At 63.5% G+C, this 17734-nt stretch carries 21 protein-coding genes; 11 read left to right on the top strand and 10 right to left on the bottom strand.

The features are described 5' to 3' along the window. The first annotated feature begins 351 nt into the window (after positions 1–351). The 4 genes from UP06_RS02480 (at position 352) to UP06_RS02465 (ending at position 4489) form a co-directional block, all read left to right on the top strand. A complete protein-coding gene (locus tag UP06_RS02480) occupies positions 352–918 on the top strand; it encodes a MarR family winged helix-turn-helix transcriptional regulator (RefSeq protein WP_045000172.1) in 567 nt (188 codons plus the stop codon). 131 nt (positions 919–1049) lie between these two features. After that, on the top strand, positions 1050–2138 hold the full coding sequence (locus tag UP06_RS02475; protein ID WP_045000171.1) for a TRAP transporter substrate-binding protein: 1089 nt from the start codon (positions 1050–1052) through the stop codon (positions 2136–2138). 258 nt (positions 2139–2396) lie between these two features. Beyond that, entirely contained in the window at positions 2397–3005 is a 609-nt protein-coding gene (locus UP06_RS02470) for a hypothetical protein (RefSeq protein WP_156162722.1), read from the top strand. Between the two features lie 287 nt (positions 3006–3292). Continuing rightward, the gene (locus tag UP06_RS02465) at positions 3293–4489 is read left to right on the top strand and encodes a Tle-like phospholipase domain-containing protein (protein WP_045000169.1); all 1197 of its coding nucleotides are present in this window, start codon (positions 3293–3295) and stop codon (positions 4487–4489) included. Between the two features lie 54 nt (positions 4490–4543). Here the strand turns inward: UP06_RS02465 and UP06_RS02460 are convergent, their stop codons facing one another. The 6 genes from UP06_RS02460 to UP06_RS02435 all read right to left on the bottom strand — a co-directional run bounded on the left by UP06_RS02460 (position 4544) and on the right by UP06_RS02435 (position 9746). Next, the gene (locus tag UP06_RS02460) at positions 4544–5326 is read right to left on the bottom strand and encodes an ABC transporter ATP-binding protein (RefSeq protein WP_045000167.1); all 783 of its coding nucleotides are present in this window, start codon (positions 5324–5326) and stop codon (positions 4544–4546) included. Then, a complete protein-coding gene (locus UP06_RS02455) occupies positions 5314–6369 on the bottom strand; it encodes a dihydrodipicolinate synthase family protein (RefSeq protein WP_045000165.1) in 1056 nt (351 codons plus the stop codon). Before UP06_RS02455 ends, UP06_RS02460 begins: the two co-directional genes overlap by 13 nt. 6 nt (positions 6370–6375) lie before the next feature. Then, the gene (locus tag UP06_RS02450; RefSeq protein WP_045000163.1) at positions 6376–7197 is read right to left on the bottom strand and encodes a GNAT family N-acetyltransferase; all 822 of its coding nucleotides are present in this window, start codon (positions 7195–7197) and stop codon (positions 6376–6378) included. After that, entirely contained in the window at positions 7184–8221 is a 1038-nt protein-coding gene (locus tag UP06_RS02445) for an NAD-dependent epimerase/dehydratase family protein (protein WP_045001084.1), read from the bottom strand. Before UP06_RS02445 ends, UP06_RS02450 begins: the two co-directional genes overlap by 14 nt. Positions 8222–8247: 26 nt before the next feature. Further along, positions 8248–9018 carry an ABC transporter permease gene (locus UP06_RS02440; RefSeq protein ID WP_045000161.1) on the bottom strand — a complete coding sequence of 257 codons (771 nt, stop codon included), beginning with the start codon at positions 9016–9018 and terminating at the stop codon, positions 8248–8250. 80 nt (positions 9019–9098) lie between these two features. Next, positions 9099–9746 carry a TetR/AcrR family transcriptional regulator gene (locus UP06_RS02435; RefSeq protein ID WP_045000159.1) on the bottom strand — a complete coding sequence of 216 codons (648 nt, stop codon included), beginning with the start codon at positions 9744–9746 and terminating at the stop codon, positions 9099–9101. A 100-nt stretch (positions 9747–9846) separates the two neighbouring features. Between UP06_RS02435 and UP06_RS02430 the strand changes: the two genes are divergently transcribed. The 5 genes from UP06_RS02430 (at position 9847) to UP06_RS02410 (ending at position 13321) form a co-directional block, all read left to right on the top strand. Continuing rightward, positions 9847–10863, top strand: a complete 1017-nt coding sequence (locus UP06_RS02430; RefSeq protein WP_045000157.1) for an ABC transporter substrate-binding protein — start codon at positions 9847–9849, stop codon at positions 10861–10863. A 282-nt stretch (positions 10864–11145) separates the two neighbouring features. Further along, the gene (gene minC / locus UP06_RS02425) at positions 11146–11844 is read left to right on the top strand and encodes a septum site-determining protein MinC (RefSeq protein WP_045000155.1); all 699 of its coding nucleotides are present in this window, start codon (positions 11146–11148) and stop codon (positions 11842–11844) included. 22 nt (positions 11845–11866) lie between these two features. Then, positions 11867–12682, top strand: coding sequence for a septum site-determining protein MinD (gene minD / locus UP06_RS02420; protein WP_045000154.1), 816 nt, complete (start codon positions 11867–11869; stop codon positions 12680–12682). Further along, positions 12679–12960: a cell division topological specificity factor MinE gene (gene minE, locus UP06_RS02415; RefSeq protein WP_045000152.1), complete on the top strand. Its 282-nt coding sequence runs from the start codon at positions 12679–12681 to the stop codon at positions 12958–12960. Before minD ends, minE begins: the two co-directional genes overlap by 4 nt. A 175-nt stretch (positions 12961–13135) precedes the next feature. Beyond that, positions 13136–13321 carry a hypothetical protein gene (locus UP06_RS02410; RefSeq protein WP_045000150.1) on the top strand — a complete coding sequence of 62 codons (186 nt, stop codon included), beginning with the start codon at positions 13136–13138 and terminating at the stop codon, positions 13319–13321. A gap of 19 nt (positions 13322–13340) precedes the next feature. On the opposite strand, the gene UP06_RS02405 is transcribed toward UP06_RS02410, so the two are convergent. From UP06_RS02405 to UP06_RS02390, 4 genes are all read right to left on the bottom strand, one after another. Beyond that, positions 13341–13541 carry a hypothetical protein gene (locus tag UP06_RS02405; RefSeq protein WP_045000149.1) on the bottom strand — a complete coding sequence of 67 codons (201 nt, stop codon included), beginning with the start codon at positions 13539–13541 and terminating at the stop codon, positions 13341–13343. Between the two features lie 146 nt (positions 13542–13687). Next, on the bottom strand, positions 13688–14074 hold the full coding sequence (locus tag UP06_RS02400) for a hypothetical protein (RefSeq protein ID WP_045000147.1): 387 nt from the start codon (positions 14072–14074) through the stop codon (positions 13688–13690). Between the two features lie 72 nt (positions 14075–14146). Beyond that, positions 14147–14383 carry a DUF6894 family protein gene (locus UP06_RS02395; RefSeq protein ID WP_045000145.1) on the bottom strand — a complete coding sequence of 79 codons (237 nt, stop codon included), beginning with the start codon at positions 14381–14383 and terminating at the stop codon, positions 14147–14149. Positions 14384–14773: 390 nt separating this feature from the next. Continuing rightward, positions 14774–15724, bottom strand: a complete 951-nt coding sequence (locus UP06_RS02390; RefSeq protein WP_045000143.1) for a hypothetical protein — start codon at positions 15722–15724, stop codon at positions 14774–14776. Between the two features lie 326 nt (positions 15725–16050). Here UP06_RS02390 and UP06_RS02385 point away from each other — a divergent pair, with 326 nt between their 5' ends. Together UP06_RS02385 and UP06_RS02380 are read left to right on the top strand one after the other, a co-directional pair. Next, the gene (locus tag UP06_RS02385; protein WP_197087106.1) at positions 16051–16647 is read left to right on the top strand and encodes a L,D-transpeptidase; all 597 of its coding nucleotides are present in this window, start codon (positions 16051–16053) and stop codon (positions 16645–16647) included. A 96-nt stretch (positions 16648–16743) separates the two neighbouring features. Next, positions 16744–17730: a hypothetical protein gene (locus UP06_RS02380; RefSeq protein WP_045000139.1), complete on the top strand. Its 987-nt coding sequence runs from the start codon at positions 16744–16746 to the stop codon at positions 17728–17730. Positions 17731–17734: the final 4 nt, after the last annotated feature.

Here is a 17734-nt window from a genome sequence, read left to right as displayed (position 1 = left end):
ATGCGCGCGCGATTGCGATGCGCTGCAGCGCACATTCGGCTGTGCGCAAAACCATCCTGCCGCGATGCGTCATGGCACGCGGAGAGGCGTCCATCTCTGATGGAAGCACGGGCGTCATCCCCCATGGCCTGCTCGTGAACGGCAGGCTTTCACGATGAATATGCGAGCGATGTTGCCGTGTCAACATGATGCAACACGCGAGTCCGCAGTGCAACCTGTCGTAGAAGCTGTATACGCAGGAGCAGGTTCCGCCCGGCTTCTCGATCCGGGTCCGCTGCGATAGGCTGAGCAATCGAATCTCGAGCAACCGGGCCGGATGCTGCTGCGTCGGCGCGTGAAAGATGGTCGTCGATGGATCCAGGGAAGTCAGGCGTCAGGAAGCGATCTGCCAAAGGATCCGGCAAGGCAGCGCCGCGCGGGGCGCCGATTGCAAAGCCGTCTCGATCGCCGCCGCGCGCCGCGCCGGCCGCAAAGCCCGCCCGGACAAAACTGCTTGCCTCGGCCGACCTGTCTCATTCGCTCGGCTATCGCATCCGTCGGGCCCAGCTCTGGGTCTTCAAGGACGTCAGTAGGCGGCTCGCCGCATTCGACATCAGCCCGGCGCAGTTCTCCGTCCTGTCGGTGATCGAGGCCAATCCGGGCGTCAATCAGCTGACCATCGCGCAATCGCTGTCGATCGAGCGGGCGGGACTCGGGCGGCTGGTGGATCATCTGGAGCGCCGCGGCCTGGTGCAGCGTTCCGCCTCCGCCATCAACCGCCGCTACTACGTGCTGTACCTGACGAATCCCGGCGTCGCACTGCTGGGCCGGCTGCGGCCGGCGATCGCGGAGAGCGAGAAGACTCTGGCGGCCAAGATCGGGCCGCGCGCGTTCAAGGAATTGCAGCGGGCGCTGTCGATTTTCCTCGAGGATTCCTGAGCGGTCGCGGGCCGTCCGGCGGCATGTCCTCTCAAAACTTGAACTCCGCTTCAGGAACGGGCAAACGGTCCGCGAAGACCGTGGCCAAAAGGCCACCCATTCGAAGCTGACCTCAAGGGAGAAACCCTATCATGAAACGCCGTACATTCCTCAAGGGCGGCGCGGTCGCCGGCGCGACGACGCTGGTTGCGGCCCCTGCGATCGCGCAGTCGCTGCCCGAGATCAAATGGCGCCTGACCTCGAGCTTTCCGAAGTCGCTCGACACCATCTACGGCACCGCGCAGACTTTTGCGAAATATGTGGCTGAGGCCACCGACAATAAATTCCAGATCCAGACCTTTGCGGCGGGCGAACTCGTTCCCGGCCTCCAGGCGCTCGATGCCGTCAGTGTCGCCTCCATCGAGATGGCGCAGACGCCGCTCTATTTCTACATCGGCAAGGAGCCGGCGCTGGCCTACGCGACCGGCGCGCCGTTCGGCATGAACCATCGCCATCAGGAATCGTGGTGGCATTTCGGCGGCGGCGCCGACCTCACCAACGAGGCGCTGAAGCCGTTCAAGGCGCACGCCATCCTCTGCGGCAATTCCGGCACCCAGATGGGTGGCTGGTTTCGCAAGGAGATCAAGACCGTCGACGATCTCAAGGGCCTCAAATTCCGCATCGCCGGCATGGGCGGCCATGTGCTGGCGCGGCTCGGCGTGGTGCCACAGCAGCTCGCGGGCGGCGACATCTATGCGGCGCTGGAGAAGGGCTCGCTCGACGCAGTCGAATTCGTCGGTCCGTATGACGACGAGAAGCTCGGCTTCCACAAGGTCGCCAGATACTACTACTTCCCCGGCTGGTGGGAGGGTGGCGCCATGTTGCACATGATCGTCAATGACGAGAAGTGGAACGCACTGCCGAAGCAGTACCAGGCGATCCTCAACCAGGCCGGTTCTGCGGCCGGCGCCTGGATGCTCGAGAAATACGACAGCGTGAATCCGGCGGCCCTGAAGCGGCTGATCGCCAATGGCGCGGAGTTGAAGGCGTTCCCGCAGCCGGTGCTGGAGGCCTGCTATACGGCGACCCAGGAACATCTGAACGAGCTCGCCGCCAAGAGCGACCTGTTCAAGCGGACCAAGGAGAGCCACGACGCTTATATGAAGGAGCTGCTGTTCTACACGCAGATCGCGGAGAATTTTTACGACAACTATCTGCTCAGCAAGATGCGCAAGGGCTGATCGCGTTGCAACGATGTGCGGCCGATCGCTTCCTGCGTTCGGCCGCGATCGCAGTGCCTGCGATTTGCGAGCGTGGACGGAGTTGCCGGCTAGCATTTACCGATTGCGTGACACAATCTCCGGCTGTATCATATGAGCCATATTGAAGCTGGAATGCTTTGAATTTTGGCTCGCTCCGAGCCACTGCTTGTGCCCTATCATTTGTATCACGTACGCGTTGAATTGCTGGCGAGCACTTCGCCGACGAACACTTGGCCCGTGATGAGCATCGAACCTGCCACAGAAGCACGCCGGCATTGGTGGCGCCTCGCTCTGCTGTTGCTCGTGGTTCTTCCTTTCCTCCCGGAGCTCGCGATCTCCGTGGTCGGCGGGCTCGCCAAAATCGGTGGCTGCGTTGTCGACCAGAAGGAGGTGTGCCTCATTGTGGGCGTCAACGTTAGCGACGTCGTTTCCGGTCTAGTCACCGCAGCGGTCGTGATCGGCAGCGCATTCGCCTGGCTGGGGCTCGCGGCGGTGTGGCTCGTGCTGTGTTATCTGGCGATCGTTCGAGGCTGGGCGGGGCTTGCTGCGCGCCTTCTCCTTGCGCTGTTGGTCACGGTGGTTTTCGCGTTGCTGCCTTATCTCGCGCCCGGTTTTGCGATTGCTCCGTTCGTCAATGCCAACTGTCAGCCGAACGAAGGCGGGGTCGGCTCCTGCCTCATATTCGGTGGTAACGTCAGCAGCGCGCATCACACCGTCATCCTGCCATGGCTGATCTTCGCCGGTGTCCCGATCGCACTCGGCACCGCTCTCGCTTGCGCGATTGTCATGGCCATCGTCAGGGCCCGGCGCACTCGTGCCATCAAGCGATCAGCACGATCCGGCTGATTGTTGTCGCCCGGGATCGCGGTTGCGTATGGATTGTTGCACAAGCTAAAGTTATAAGCTATTTTGGGTTGTTTGATTTTAAGCCAGACGCATATTCAATCAATTTTGGAGCCTCCATCATGGGTGATGCTCGCAAATTCGGCTTTCGCATCGCGTGAGCGACTGCGGCGCTTGCTTTCATCGGTCTCGCGCAGCCAGCCGCCGCGCAGTTCAACGACACCGTCGCGTTTACGATCACCGACGCCAAGGGCGAAACGGCGGTGCCGCCGGGATGCCCCCGGTCCCGTTTGTATTCTGTCGACCCGCGACGGCTGATCAACGGCTCGCTGCGGGCCAGCGATTACTCCTGCTACACCAGCGAGGGGGACGTACGCGGAATCGCAGCTTACTATGCGCCATACGCCATTCAGGCCGCGTTGTCGTACCAAACGATAACGGACAGCGTCGCATCATTGACGGCTGCGATAAAGAGTTCCTTTCCAGCTCAACCTGATCGCGTCCAGAATCTGCTGGTTCGCAGGGGGTGGCGATTCCAGGCCCCCGATCGCTGCTTGACGCAAGGACAGTGTGGTGCGGAATATCAGCCAGATCCGAGGGGACTATCCTATCAGATCTGGTCTCGAACCGATGCCAGCGGCACGTGCCGCGAGGCCAGTATCGCGTTTCGAGGCAGCGTTTCGGGTCTCAATAGCTGGCTTTCGAACTTCGAGACCTATGTTACGGCTTTCGATTCCGAATACAGTCAGTTTCAGCGCGAATTCAGTGTGGTTCTCAACAACGTTCAAAAGCTGCGTTGCAGGCAAATCGTCACGGTCGGGCATTCGTTGGGAGGAGGCTTGGGACAGTTTGCAGCTTTGTCAGCGCCTCGGGGACGTGCGGTCGCCAAGGTCGTCACCTTCAATACCTCGCCTGTCAGTGGTGTAAACCTCATCACCGACAAGGAGCTTTTGAATGCCAATGCGACCGGGCTCACCATCGATCGGGTGAATCAGCAAGGAGAAGCGTTGTCGTTCAACTTTTTCAAGTCGCGGCGACAGACGCGTGCCACGGTGTGCGATCCCTTGATCCGAGGCGTGGAATTCAATGCAAGTGCTGCCGGTTCAGGCATGCCGTTGCTGTCTGCTTTTGAGCGACACGAAATGGGCCCGCTTGCGTCCAAGCTGGTTGATTTGTCGTACAAGGACACGGATCCAGCCGCTGTCCCGGTGAAGCCGAAACTGCCGCCGGTGGGCAGGGGCGCTTGCGGCGATACGCGATATCAAGAGGAGCCGGACGAGCAAGCCCCGCTTGTTGCCAGCACCAGCGGGAGTGGCCGCCGTGCCTTCGGAAGCACCGGTCTCTTGATGGCGCTGCCGAGCCAGGACGTTGCTGTTTACGCGGATGCTGCCAATCGCGACGGAGGCCTCGTCAGGGCAACGGTGCGCAAGAGCGTAGCGAAGCAATATGTGCGCAGGAGCGGACGGATTCATCTGGCGCGGTCTTGACGTGGCGCATCGTTGGCCTGAGCGCGACTTCTTCGTCGCGCCAGGCTCACGCTCTCACGCCGCGCCCAAGCCCAGCTTCTCATAGATGCGGCGCGCATAGGCGCCGAATGCGTCCGTTGTCTTGAGCGGCAGGGCGCGCGGGAAGGGCAGGTCGATGGCGAAATAGTCGGCCATCTTCGCAGGGCCCGCGGTCAGCACCGCGCAATGCGAGGACAGGAACACGGCTTCCTGGATCGAGTGCGTGACGAAGACGATGGTCTTGCCGCTCTCGCGCCAGATCCGCAGCATCTCCAGATTCATCTGCTCGCGCGTCAGCGCATCCAGCGCGCCGAACGGCTCGTCCATCAGGATCAGTTTTGGATCATGGATGAAGGCGCGCGCGATCGCGGTGCGCTGCTGCATGCCGCCTGAAAGCTGCTGCGGATATTTCTGTTCGTAGCCGGCAAGCCCGACCAGGTTGAGCAAGTCGCGCGCTCGCTCCCTGGCAGCCTTCATCGGCAGGCCTACGATCTCGGCCGGCAGCAGCACGTTGTCGAGGATCGTTCGCCACTTCAGCAATAGCGCCTGCTGGAACACCATGCCGATGTCGCGGCTCGGATCGAACGGGCTTTTGGTATTGCCGATCTTTACGGTGCCGCCGTCGGCGTCGTGCAGGCCGGCCAAGATCTTCATCACCGTGGTCTTGCCGCATCCGGAGGGACCGACCAGCGAGACCAACTCACCTTCCTGCACGTCCATGGTGACGTCGGACACCGCGAGAAACTCGGTGCCGCCGCTGCGATAGACTTTGCGGACGCCGCGCAGGCTGATGAAAGGCTCTTCGCTCATGCCAGCCATTTGTCCAGATTGGCGGCGACGAAGGCGTCGTCGCTGAGGTCGGCGTGCTCGCGATAAACGCGATCGATCTCGTTGTTCTGGCCTACGCTCAGGCCTTCGTTGGGATCGAGGCACCACAGGCCCTGCATCAGGCCCTGACGCCGCAGCACCTCGTGGCAGCCGGCGATGCAGCCGTGGAAATTGTTGGCGACGTCGAAGAAGGCGCTGTTGCAGTCGGTGACGCGGGCATCGAGCGCGAGCAGATCAGCGGGTACGCTGTCCTTGTGCCGCGCCGCCTTGCAGCGCTCGAACTGCTTGATCGCACTTGCGGTCCAGACCGACCAATGGCCGAGCAGGCCGCCCTTGAAGTACGTGCGGGTCGTGACGCCGTTGTCGCGCAGGTCGAACGGCAGCATGAGATCGAGCAGGATGTGATCGTCATTGCCGGTGTAGAGCGCGACGCGATCGAGCGCACCGGCTGCCGCGACGCCACGCAGCACGTCCAGTGTGCGGTAGCGGTTGAACGGCGCGATCTTGATCGCGATGACATCGTCGATCGAGGCGAAGCGCTGCCAGAAGTGGCTCGACAGGATGACGCCACCGACCGCCGGCTGGAGATAGAAGCCGACGAGGGGAATTTCGGCGGCAACTGCCGTGCAGTGCGCGATGATCTCGTCCTCGGAGGCGCTCTTCATCGCAGCGAGGCTGAGCAGGCCGGCGTGGTAGCCGATGTCGCGCGCGGTGCGGGCTTCAGTGGTCGCCTGCCGGGTCGGGCCGGCAAGCCCTGCGACCATCGCCAGCGGACGTTTTGTCCAATTCGCGGCTGTCTCTGCGGCGAGCTCCAGCACCGGCCGATAGAGGCCGACATCGCGGATCGCGAACTGCGTGGTGTGCACGCCGACCGCAAGGCCGCCTGAGCCGGCGTCGATGTAATAGCGCGTCAGCGCGCGCTGATGGGTTTTGTCGAGCTGGCGCTCGGCGGTGAGAGCCAATGGGTGTGCCGGCAGTACGGTGCCCTCGGCGATCAGTTTGCGGATGTCGCTGTTGATCTGGCTGTGGTGCATGATGTCCTATCCGAATTCAGGGCCGGCGACGGCGAATGGCGTTTCCTCGCCAGTCGTGGTGGCGGGGCCGAAGCGCATGCGCTGGAATGGCCGTTCGATGGTCCAGCCCGATGCAGTCAATCCTTCCAGGAAGGCGGCCTGCGAGGCGACGGCGTCGACCAGGAATGGTCCGTTTTCAGAGCGCGCTATCGCGTGAACCAGAGCCAGCGCTTCCGCGGCATTGTCGGCAAACAATGGGCCGATATGACGTGCGGTTCTGCCGTCCCGGACCAGCGCGATGCATCCATTCGCCGCCGCGATGCGTGAGCCGGAGCGCCGTGCGAAGGCGGTCAAGAGGGCGGTCCGGTCGAAACCGGTGGCCCGCCGGTCCCGTGCGCGAAGTGCGTCGAGCGTCGCGACTGAGGGCGCCGGCGAGGACGCCTGCGCGGATTTCACCAGCTTCAGCCGGCGCAACTGGAGGGTCGGCGTGAACCCGAGCGGTCCGTAGACGGCCGCGCCGGCAGGTGTCGCGTCAAGCCAGCTCGTCAGGCCGTTCTTGCGCGCCGTTTCCAGGCAGGCATCGACGAGACGGGTGGCGAGGCCGCGGCGGCGATGCGTGCCTGATACCAGCACCATACTGATCCAGGCGTTGTTGCCGGAATAGGGCAGCAGCGCGGCCGTGGCGACCAGGCGCATGCCGTCGCGAATGCCGAACACGACGCCGTCGCGCAGGAAAACGCGCCAGTCCTCCTCGGTCTGGTTCCATTGCGCTTCCGTCGAGAGCGCGAGCCCTGCGATCGCATCGTCGACGCCGAGCTTGAGGATGGGCGGGCCGTCAGTAGCGTCCATCGCGCACCTCGTATTTGGTGGGCTTGCCGAGGCTCGGCATAGCGCGGGACACCCAGTCCGCGGTCCAGGCGATCAATTGCTCGGTGTCGACGACAGGGAGGCCGAATAGCTCGACCGACTGTGACGTGTCGGTCAGCCACGCGGTCGGTTGCTCCGCGCCGACCAGCACCGGCGCGCGGCCGAACCTGGCCCCGAATTTTGCGGCGAGATCGCGCACCGCGAGGATCTCATGGCCGCTGACATTGATCGGCGAGGTCGGTGCCGTGCAATGGGCGAGGCATCGCAGCGCCTGGGACGAAGCATCGCCCTGCCAGATGAAATTGACGTGGCCGAGGCTGACGTCGATCGGGGTGCCCGTGAGCACCTTTGTCGCGATGTCGTGCAGCACGCCGTAACGCATGTCGATCGCGTAATTGAGCCGGAATAGGCGTCCCGGCGATCCGAGTCTGTGCGAAAAATACTCGAACATGCGTTCGCGGCCGACGCAGGACTGGGCGTATTCGCCGGGCGGGTTTGGCGCCATGGCCTCGGTCGAGCCTTTGCCGTCGACCGGCACGAAAGGATAGACGCAGCCGGTCGAGAACGCCACGATCCGGGACGACGGGAAGGCCTGTGCGACCAGCGCCGGCACATGCGCGTTCATCGCCCAGGTCAGCGACAGATCGCCCTCGGCGCCGAACTTGCGGCCTGCCATGAAGACGATGTTGGGCGCCTTCGGCAGCGCGTTGATCGCGGCCTCATCCAGCAGGTCGCAATTGATGGTCTCGACGCCGCGCGCTTGCAGCCAGTCCTTGACGCCGGCATCGCTGAAGCGGGCGACGCCAATGACGCGGCGATCGGGCGCGGCGGCCTTGGCGAGCCCGGCAAGCGTCGGTCCCATCTTGCCGGCGACGCCGAGGATCATGATGTCGCCATCGATCGTCTTGAGATCGTCGATCAGCGCCTGGGTCGGACGGCACAGGAGCTCATCGAGCGCGGCGATATCAGGGATCGTCTTCGGCAGCGTCTGGCGGGTGAGGAGCATCGATTGGTCCTTCAAGTTTGCCGTTGTCAGGTTTGTCTTGCATCGCCGACCACGAACATGCGTTCGAGCGCGAGCACCATGCCGTAGAGAGCGACCCCGAGCAGCGTCAGCAGCACGACGGCCATCACCATCGCGGGCGTGTCGAGCGACGACTGCACCTGGATCATGAGATAGCCGAGCCCGCGCTCGGAGGCGATGAACTCGCCGACGATGGCGCCGGCGACTGCGAGGATGGCGCCGACCTTCATGCCGGAGAAGATGTAAGGCAGCGATCCCGGCAACTGGATCTTGCGGAACAGTGTCCAGCGCGAGCCGCGCAGCGATTTGACGAGATCGAGCAGGTCCGGCTCGACCTCGCGCAGGCCGCGCGCGGTGGTCAGCAGGATCGGGAAGAAGCAGATGCTGAACGCGATCAGGATGTTCGGCACGATGCCGTAGGAGAACCAGACGATCAGGAGAGGTCCGAGCGCCACCTTCGGGATCATGTTCAGCGTCACGAACAGCGGCAGCAGAACGAGGCTGACCAGCGGCGCCCAGCTGAAGATCACCGCGAATGCCACGCCGACGACGGCGCCGAGCGCAAAGCCGCCGAGGATCTCGATCGCCGTCACCAGCGTGTTGGCGCCCCATGCGTAATTCGCAATTCCGAGCGTCTTCACCGTCGCGAGTGGGGAGGGCAGGATGAACTTCGGGACGTGGAAGGCGTCGACCAGCACCTGCCAGAGCACGAGCACGGCCAGATGCACGATCAGGATGATCGCAAAGCTGCGCGCCGGACTTGCTCCGTCACCTGCCACCGGTTTCTCCCTGTTGGCGGCCACCCTGCCGCAACGACAAGCCTAACCGGCTCCGACGGAAGTTTCAACCAGTTGGTTGATTACGGCCGGAGCGACTGCAACACGAGATCCGCGACATGCCTGCGGCGGGCGCGCCGCTGGGTGCGGCTCGACAGGTCCTTGCCGAAGATCGCCGACAGCGTCGGCGTGTTGGAGAAGAAGAAATAGCTGAGCCCTGCGATGGAGATATAGAGCTGGACGGGGTCGATCCCCTTGCGGAACACGCCCGAGCGCACGCCCTCGTTGAGGATGTGGGAGACGCTTTTGACCAGCGGGGAATGCATCGCTTCCAGCCGCGTCGAGCCGCGGACATGGCGGGCGCCGCCGCGGTTCTCGTCGTTCAGGAGCACGATGAAATCGGGGTTTGCCGCGAGATGGTCGAACGAGGCTTCGATCAGTTTGCGGATCGCCTTTTCCGGCGGCAGGCCTTCGAGATTGAGCCTGCGCTCCTGCTCGCGGATGTCCTCATAGACCCATTCGAGCACGGCGAGGTAGAGCGCATCCTTGTCGCCAAAGTAGTGATAGACCAGCTGCTTGTTGACGCCGGCGCGCTCGGCGATCTCGTCGACGCGGGCGCCCGCAAGGCCGTGCCGGGCGAATTCCAGGCGCGCTGCGCTGAGCAGCTTCTTGCGGGTGGCCACGGGGTCGCGCCGCTGCGGCACGGTGTCGCCAGATCGTTTTGCGGCCATTTCCAACCAAACAGTTGACAAGTTGAGGGCGGGCTTGTTGCATTGGTAGCCTCACATGGGGAGAGCGACAAGCCGGGTCGCGGGAATGAGGAGAGATGCGATGAAGCGTTTGCAGGCGGCGGGCTCGACCCTGTTCTTGACCCTGATGCTCGGTCTTCCGGCGGTGCCGGCAAGCGCCGGCGAGGCGGTCAATCTGATCCTGAACTGGACCCCGACAGCCGACCACTCGCCGTATTATTACGCCAAGGCGCAGGGCTGGTACGAGAAGGCCGGCATCGACCTCACCATCGAAACCGGCAAGGGCTCCGGTGTCTCCGCAGCCAAGGTCGGCTCCGGCGGCGCGTCCTTTGGCGTGGCCGATCTCGCGACCATGCTGGTGGCCAAAAGCAAGGGCGCCGACACTGTTGCCGTGATGAGCGTTTATGCCAACACCGGCCAGACCTTCTACTGGCTGAAGAGCTATGGCGTGAACGGGGTGAAGGAGTTTGCCGGCCACAAGATCGGCAATCCGCCCGGTGACGCCTCGCGCGTGATGTGGCCTGCCTTCGCCAAGGCCGCAGGGCTTGCCCCCGACTCCGTCAGCTTCGTCAATATCGGGCCGACCGCGAAGATCGCCGCGCTGAAGAGCCACACCGTCGACATCATCAGCGACTTCTACAACGAGCACGATTCGAAGGTGATCGAGTTCGGGCCCGATCTCGGCTACGTTAACTGGAAGGACATCGGGCTCAACCCTTACGGCAACTCGCTGATCGTCAACGGCGCCTACCTCCAGAAGAACCCCAAGGTCGTCGAGGATTTCGTCCGCGTCTCGCAGAAGGCGTTTGCAGCCTGCGTCGCTGACGCCACGCCCTGCCTGAAGGCGCTGCTCGACCAGGTCTCCGGTCTCGACAAGGAGAGCCAGGAGCGCCAATGGGAGCGCATCAAATATCTGATGACCGACGAGTTCACGACGACGAAAGCGCTCGGCTGGATCGATGGCGAGCGGATGAAGAAGGACTATGAGCTGGTCCAGAGCTATCTCGGCATGGAGAAGCCGTTCGACGTGAGCACGGCGTTCACGACCAAGATGCTCGATCCGAGCATCAAGATGGATGCGAGCAAGGTGAAGAAGTAGGGCTACCGATCAAGGCGTTGCTCTGTCTCCCGTCACCCTGAGGTGGCCGCCCCTTCGGCGGCCCTCGAAGGGCGACGGCCCGACTCTCGCTGCGTGGCCGTTTCATCCTTCGAGGCTCCCCCTGGGGCGCTTTGCGCGCCCAACGGCTCGCGCCTCAGGTAGGGGCGTCCCAGCCCCCAGCCGAGCCGCCCAACCCACGTAACCCAACGGAGAAATTAACCGTCCATTAACCATGTCGGTCGCATCGTTAACCATTCAATAACAGGGAACGAGTCGGCCGCCATGGAGGCCCTAGCAAAACCTCAACGCCAAATGGTGCGCCTGCGCGGGCGCTCCTACGTGGCCTTTGTGTTCGTGCCGACGGTTCCGATCCAGGACTGGCTCCAGGAGATCGACGCCACCATCGCGCGCTCGCCGGGCTTCTTCGCCGGCCGTCCCGTGGTGGTCGACCTCGCCTCGGTCGATCTCAGCCAGTCCGGTATCAATCATCTGCTTATCAGCCTTCAGGACCGCAACATCCGCGTGCTCGGTATCGAGGGCGTGGAGGAGGCGCGACTGACGCCGTCGATGCCGCCGCTGCTCTCGGGCGGGCGGAGTTGCGTGATCGAGCCGAGCGCACCGAAGAAGGTTGAGACGAAAGTCGAGACCAAGCCGACCTCATTGCTGCTCGAAAGCCCGGTTCGCTCAGGCCAGACCATCATCTTCCCGGAAGGCGACGTCACCATTCTCGGCTCGGTCGGCTCCGGCGCCGAGGTCGTCGCCGGTGGCTCGATTCACATCTACGGCGCGCTGCGCGGCCGCGCCATGGCGGGCGTGAACGGTCACGCGAGCGCACGTATCTATTGTCAGAAGATCGAGGCCGAACTGCTTGCAATCGATGGGTTTTATCAGACCGCCGACGATATCGACGACGCCTTGCGCGGCCGGCCTGCCCAGGCCTGGCTCGAAGGCAGCACCATGCGAATTACAGCGCTGAACTGACCAGTTAAGGAGGATATTTTCAATGGCCAAGGTTCTGGTCGTCACATCAGGCAAGGGCGGCGTCGGCAAGACCACGACGACCGCCGCGCTGGGAGCAGCGCTCGCGCAACGCGGCGACAAGGTCGTCGTCGTCGATTTCGACGTCGGCTTGCGCAACCTCGACCTCGTGATGGGGGCCGAGCGCCGCGTCGTGTTCGACCTCATCAACGTGGTGCAGGGCGTCGCCAAGCTGCCGCAGGCGCTGATCCGCGACAAGCGGCTGGAGAACCTGTGGCTGCTGCCGGCCTCGCAAACCCGCGACAAGGACGCGCTGACCGAGGAGGGCGTGGGCAAGGTCATCGACGATCTGCGCAGCCGCTTCGACTGGGTGATCTGCGACAGCCCGGCCGGCATCGAGCGCGGCGCATCGATGGCGATGCGTTTTGCCGATGAAGCCGTGATCGTCACCAATCCGGAAGTCTCGTCGGTGCGCGATTCCGACCGCATCATCGGCATGCTCGATTCCAAGACGGTGCGGGCCGAGAAGGGCGAACGCGTCGAGAAGCACATTCTCATCACCCGCTACGATCCCTCGCGTGCCGCGCGCGGCGAGATGCTGACCATCGAGGACATCCTCGAAATCCTCGCGACGCCCTTGCTCGGCATCATTCCCGAAAGCCAGGACGTGCTGCGCGCCTCGAACGTCGGCACGCCGGTGACGCTGTCGAACGCGGATGGCGCGCCCGCACGGGCCTATATCGACGCGGCGCGGCGGCTGTGCGGCGAGACCGTCGCTATGCAGGTGCCGACTGAGCGCAAGGGATTCATGGATCGTCTGCTGCGACGGAGGGCTGCATGAGCATGGGTCTGCTCCGGCTTCTCCGCGGCAACAAGGCCTCTGCTCCGGTCGCTCGCGAACGGCTGCAGATCCTGCTTGCCCACGAACGCGGATTGCGCGGCCAGCCCGATTTGCTCGGTGTGCTGCGTGAGGAAATTCTCGCCGTCGTGTCCAGGCACGTCACGCTGGACCCGACCAAAGTCATCGTGCGGCTCGAGCGCGGTGACGAGGTGTCGACCCTCGAGGTCGACATCGAAGTTCCCAACGATTTCGAGCGCAAACGCGCGGCGGTCGGGTAGGGGTCCCGGCCGAAGACTCCCATTTGGGGTGGGTGAAAAAGGCGGTCCGCCGGGCATAGCGGGCCGCCTTTGTCGTATGCGCATGTGATCGGAACGAGACGCGCGCCTCAATCGTTGTCGGAAACCCGCGGGACGCGAGCGCTGCACCGCGGCTTGGTCAAACGGGAGAGCGCCCATGATGTCCGAGGTCCAGGTTCACACCGTCGCGCGGCAGATGCTCGAGAAGCACGGCTTTGCTGCGATCGCGAAGGCCGCAGAACAGGCCCAGGCCTGCGAAAGCCGCGGCGAGGCGGAGGACGCGAATGAGTGGCGCCACATCGCCGACGCCATGAAGATCATCCGCGGCCCGCACCAGAGCTGATCGCGGGAAACGGAGGCGCTCAACGCTCCTCGTGATCGGTTCCCTGAGCGGGCGTGCGATGCTGCGTCTGCGGCTGTTCGCGCTCGCCGGTTTCCTTGCAGGGGAGCTGTTCCCACGATCCGTCCGGCGCCTGCTGGTAGGCGCTACAGGATGACGCTGTCGACTTGTCCTCGCCCTTCTGGGCGTCGGAATTTTTCGCGAGCGCCGGCAGAGCCAGCATTGTGCCGGCCGCGAGCGCGCCGCGAAAACGGTATGAGCTATCCGCATGGGGTTCTCCGGTGTGAAGACGCCCGCATGCTGGCGAGGAATGTGACAATTATTGGCCGGAGCGGAAGTTCTGTCGCGGCGTGCCTAATGACGCACCAGCTAGCCCTTGCTCCGGATCAGGCCGGCGAGCTTCGACTTCTGCGCTTCGCACCAGCTGGGCATACCGAGACGGCGCTGATCGAGATCTGTCGCTTGCGTCGCCACCGCGACCTCGGCCATCAGGTCGTCGTCCTGCTTCTCGCCCATCTTGCCGCCGGTATGCATATAGGCGATCGCCTTGCGCACCTTCTCGGTGGTGTCGTCGGGCAGCTGCATCTGCTGCGCCTTCTGCACCAGATCCTGATAGGCCACGTCCGTGTTCGGGCATTCGACCTTGGCGGCAAAGGCCTGCAAGACCAACGTCACATAGGTCGACCTTGGATGGTCGGCGGCTTGGGTTGGCGCGGCGATCAGCAACAATCCGGCAATCACGAAACCGTAGCGCATTCCTTGGACCTCCCAAAATTTCGGGAAGGCTAGCGCCCGGAGCGTGACTGCGCAATGGGGACGACCGACGGCCTAGCCGGATCGTTGCCAGGCCGGCACGGGATCGAGCGGCGTGCGATAGAGCTCGTTGTGATCGCGATCGGTGACGCGCACCGCGCAACCCTTCTGATGAAGCTCCGGCTTCACCTGCGACAGCTCGTTCGCCAATTGATCGGCGCGATCGGAGGCGACCTCGATGTCTTCGAGGATAATGCCGCCCTGGTTCTTGAACTCTTCACCAACCACAAGATCGAAATAGTAGTAAGGCATCCGAATTCCCCGGTGTGACGACCCAAGTCTTCAGCGCAAGTCTCGAATAGAAGTCTTCAGCACATGTCGGATGATATCACTGAGTCGATTATTACTGAATGAAGTGGCCGCGCAAACTCTGTGCTTAAGGCGCAAAAATCGTGTGCAGCACAAGAGCGCATTAAGATTTTATTAAATATGTAAGCGTGATCATTAGGCATGGAATTGCAACAGAACCGGGCTCCGGGAACCGGCAGTTGCAAGAGAAGGCCGGCGGCATAGATCCCGACGGCCTTTTCTCTTGCGCACAGCAACGCATCACCGTAGTCGCACGGACTCAGCGCATCACGCCGACTCAGGACAGCGTGCGCCGCGAGTGCGATGATGATTGCGATGGTGCTGTTGCGATCGCTAGTGCACCGGCATCGGCGGACGCACGACAGGTCCGTCATCATCGGCAACGGCTTGTGTGGCGGCTGCTGGTGGCGGCGGGACAGCGACAGCCTGTGACGGCAGTGGCGGTGGTGCGATCTGTGTGGGCGCATATGTCTGCGTATACGCCGGCGTGGTGATCGGCTTCGGCTTGCGCACAGGCGCAACCGGTGGCCGCGGCGGTAGCGCGGCGACTCGCGCGCGTGGATCGATCGGCTTCGCATCCGCCACCGGTTTCGGCGTGGCTGTTTTCACCATCTCGCGCGCCATCTGCTCCTGCGCGGTCTTCAATTCGGCGATGTTGGCCTTGAGCTGGGCGATCTGCTGCGCCATCGCAGCGACATCGCGCGTCATCGATTGCAGCGATTGGGTCGGATCGGATTGTGTCGCAGCGGGCGCGGCTGCGGCATCCTGCACCACGGCCGGTGTTGCGGGTTGGTCGGTGGTCTGATCTGTCGTCGCTTCCGGCGCGGCTTGCGCGGTGGCGACGGGCGCTGTCGGCGACATCGATGGCACCAGCGACATCAACGATGGTGTCCATTCGGCGAGCATTTGCCTTGCCGTATCGCCGTGGCTCTCCCAGGCGATGGTTGCCGCGGCACTTCCTCCGGCAAACAGCATTGTGATGAACGCGCCACGAAACCATTTGCCGACCGCAGATCGTTTTTCCCGGCCGGGCATATCGTTGGCGGCGACGCGGATCGCCGTGTCAACGGACGGCGCCGTCGTCGCCGGAGCTTCGGGAGCGCGATCGATCCTCGGCTCCGGGCGGTTCATGATCTCCGGCGCCAAGGTCGGCGCATCGTTGTGGGTGCGCGAGACCCGCACCACGTCGGGCGAAATCTGGACGGCATCGTGCGGATCGTTGTCTTTCATCGTGTCCTTCACGATCTCATCGACGATTTGCCTGCTGTTCAGCGTCGCGAGCATCGCAGCTCCTTGTAAGGCCATGATCGTCCGCATTGGCGCGAGCCGATTGGTTGAGGAGAGCCCATCCCGAGCCCCAGGGCTCACGAGTCCAGCCGGGTTTGACCAAAGCAAGGCAAGGGGGTGAAGACATCGCGACGCTCTTCCGCCGTTTGTGGTGACGGAACCCGGGCAGCCGAACACGGCCACGTGTTCCGGGCTGCCATGTTTTTAGCACGATTTGGGCAGCATCTGGCGGGGCTGGGGGCGCTATCCGCTATCGGGGGCCGGCGGTGCCAAAACTTTCAATCGCTATTTTCGCTATTGCCTTGCTTCCGCTCGGCGGATGCATGCAGGCGACGCTTTCGCCGTCGACCGACGCGAGCATGACGCCGCGCGACCGGCAATTGCTGGCGCATACGCCTTACGCCCAGGCGAACGTGCCCGAGCAATATCTCCGCCACGTCGTCGACTATCCGCGCAAGGAGCAGCCGGGCACGATCCTGGTCGATACCGATGCGCGCTATCTCTATTACGTGCTGCCGGAGGGCAAGGCGATCCGCTACGGCGTCGCAGTCGGCGAGGAAGCCATGGCGTTTTCCGGCGTGGCGCGCGTCGGCCGTTTGGCGGAATGGCCCGACTGGGTTCCGACAGCAGAAATCCAGGCGCGGCTCGGACCGTATCCAGCGCGCGTCGCCGGTGGCCCTGCCAATCCGCTGGGCGCGCGCGGCATCTATCTCTACACCGGCAACAAGGACACGCTCTATCGCATCCACGGCACCAACCAGCCGGAATATATCGGGCAGGCGATCTCGTCGGGCTGCATCCGGATGCGCAACGAGGACGTGATCGATCTATTTGATCGGGTGAAGCTCAACGCGACGGTCGTGGTGCTTCCGCCCGGGCAGAGCGCGCAGATCGAGACGGGGACGGGCTGGCGCGGGTGAAACGAGCGGCGCGTTGCTTGCCGAAAATTTTACCCATTGTCTTGCGCGGGCCGTAACGCTTCGCGTCTAACGTGCAGCGAGCAAGGGGTTGCTCGCATGTCTCTCGTCAAGAATTCGCCGCGCGCGTTGTTCACCGCGCTCGTTCCGCTCGCCATCATTGAAGCCATTCTGCTGGTCTTTGCTGTCGCAGGCGGGCAGGTGACCGATCCCGAGGGCGTGCCGGCGCCGGATCAGATCCTGATATTCTATGCGGGCCGCATGGCCATGAATGCGGTCTTTCTGTTCACCGGGCACATCATACTGCGGCAATGGACGATATCGAGCCGGCTCGCCTACGGGCTCATGGGCGGTGTCATGGCCGCCGTGAGCTACGGCATTGCGATCCGCAATCACATCCAGCTCGCAGCGCCGGGCGACGGCACGGCGATCACGATCGGCCTGTTGCCGACCATTGCGGGGATGATCGGCGGATTCCTCTACGGCCAGTTCGCCGGGCTCAGTCCGGTTGCACGCGCGAATAGCGCGCCTCCCGCGGCCAACGCACCTGAAACACCACCGCCATTGGTTTTCGACGGGCCGGTTCGGGTACGCACGTCGGTCGCAGGCATGGCGATCGCGGCGCTGATGCCGACGGTGCTCGCTACGCTGTTGCCCTACACCTTGCTGCCGCTGCTGATGAACGGCTTCGCAGACAAGAGCACCGCGCATATCTTCGCGGCCGTGATCCCCGCGCAGACCTTCCTGGTTATGCTGGTGATCTCGGTCATTCCTGCAACCATCTTCATGCTCTGCGTGCACCATGTCGCGCGGGCGATGGGCCGCCGTAGCGCGTGGCAATACGCGGTGATTGGAGGCGTTGCAGCATTCGCCTGCGCGCTGCTGCTTACGTTTGTGGTGCCGCTCCTCGCCGCCCTGCTGGTGCCTGCGGCATTTTGCGGAGCCGTTATGGGGGCGCTCTATCGCCGCTTCGCCGGCCTTGAGCCGATGCCGTTGCCCGAGGCCGTGATCGCAACCGATCCCAATGCCTTGGTCGGCGCCGATCACCCATCGCGACGCCAGCACGGCGTCATCCTCAGCAACTAAGTGC

The organism is Bradyrhizobium sp. LTSP857, assembly GCF_000938285.1.
Classification (GTDB): Bacteria; Pseudomonadota; Alphaproteobacteria; order Rhizobiales; family Xanthobacteraceae; genus Bradyrhizobium.
This window is presented reverse-complemented; position numbering and strand designations above follow the sequence as displayed.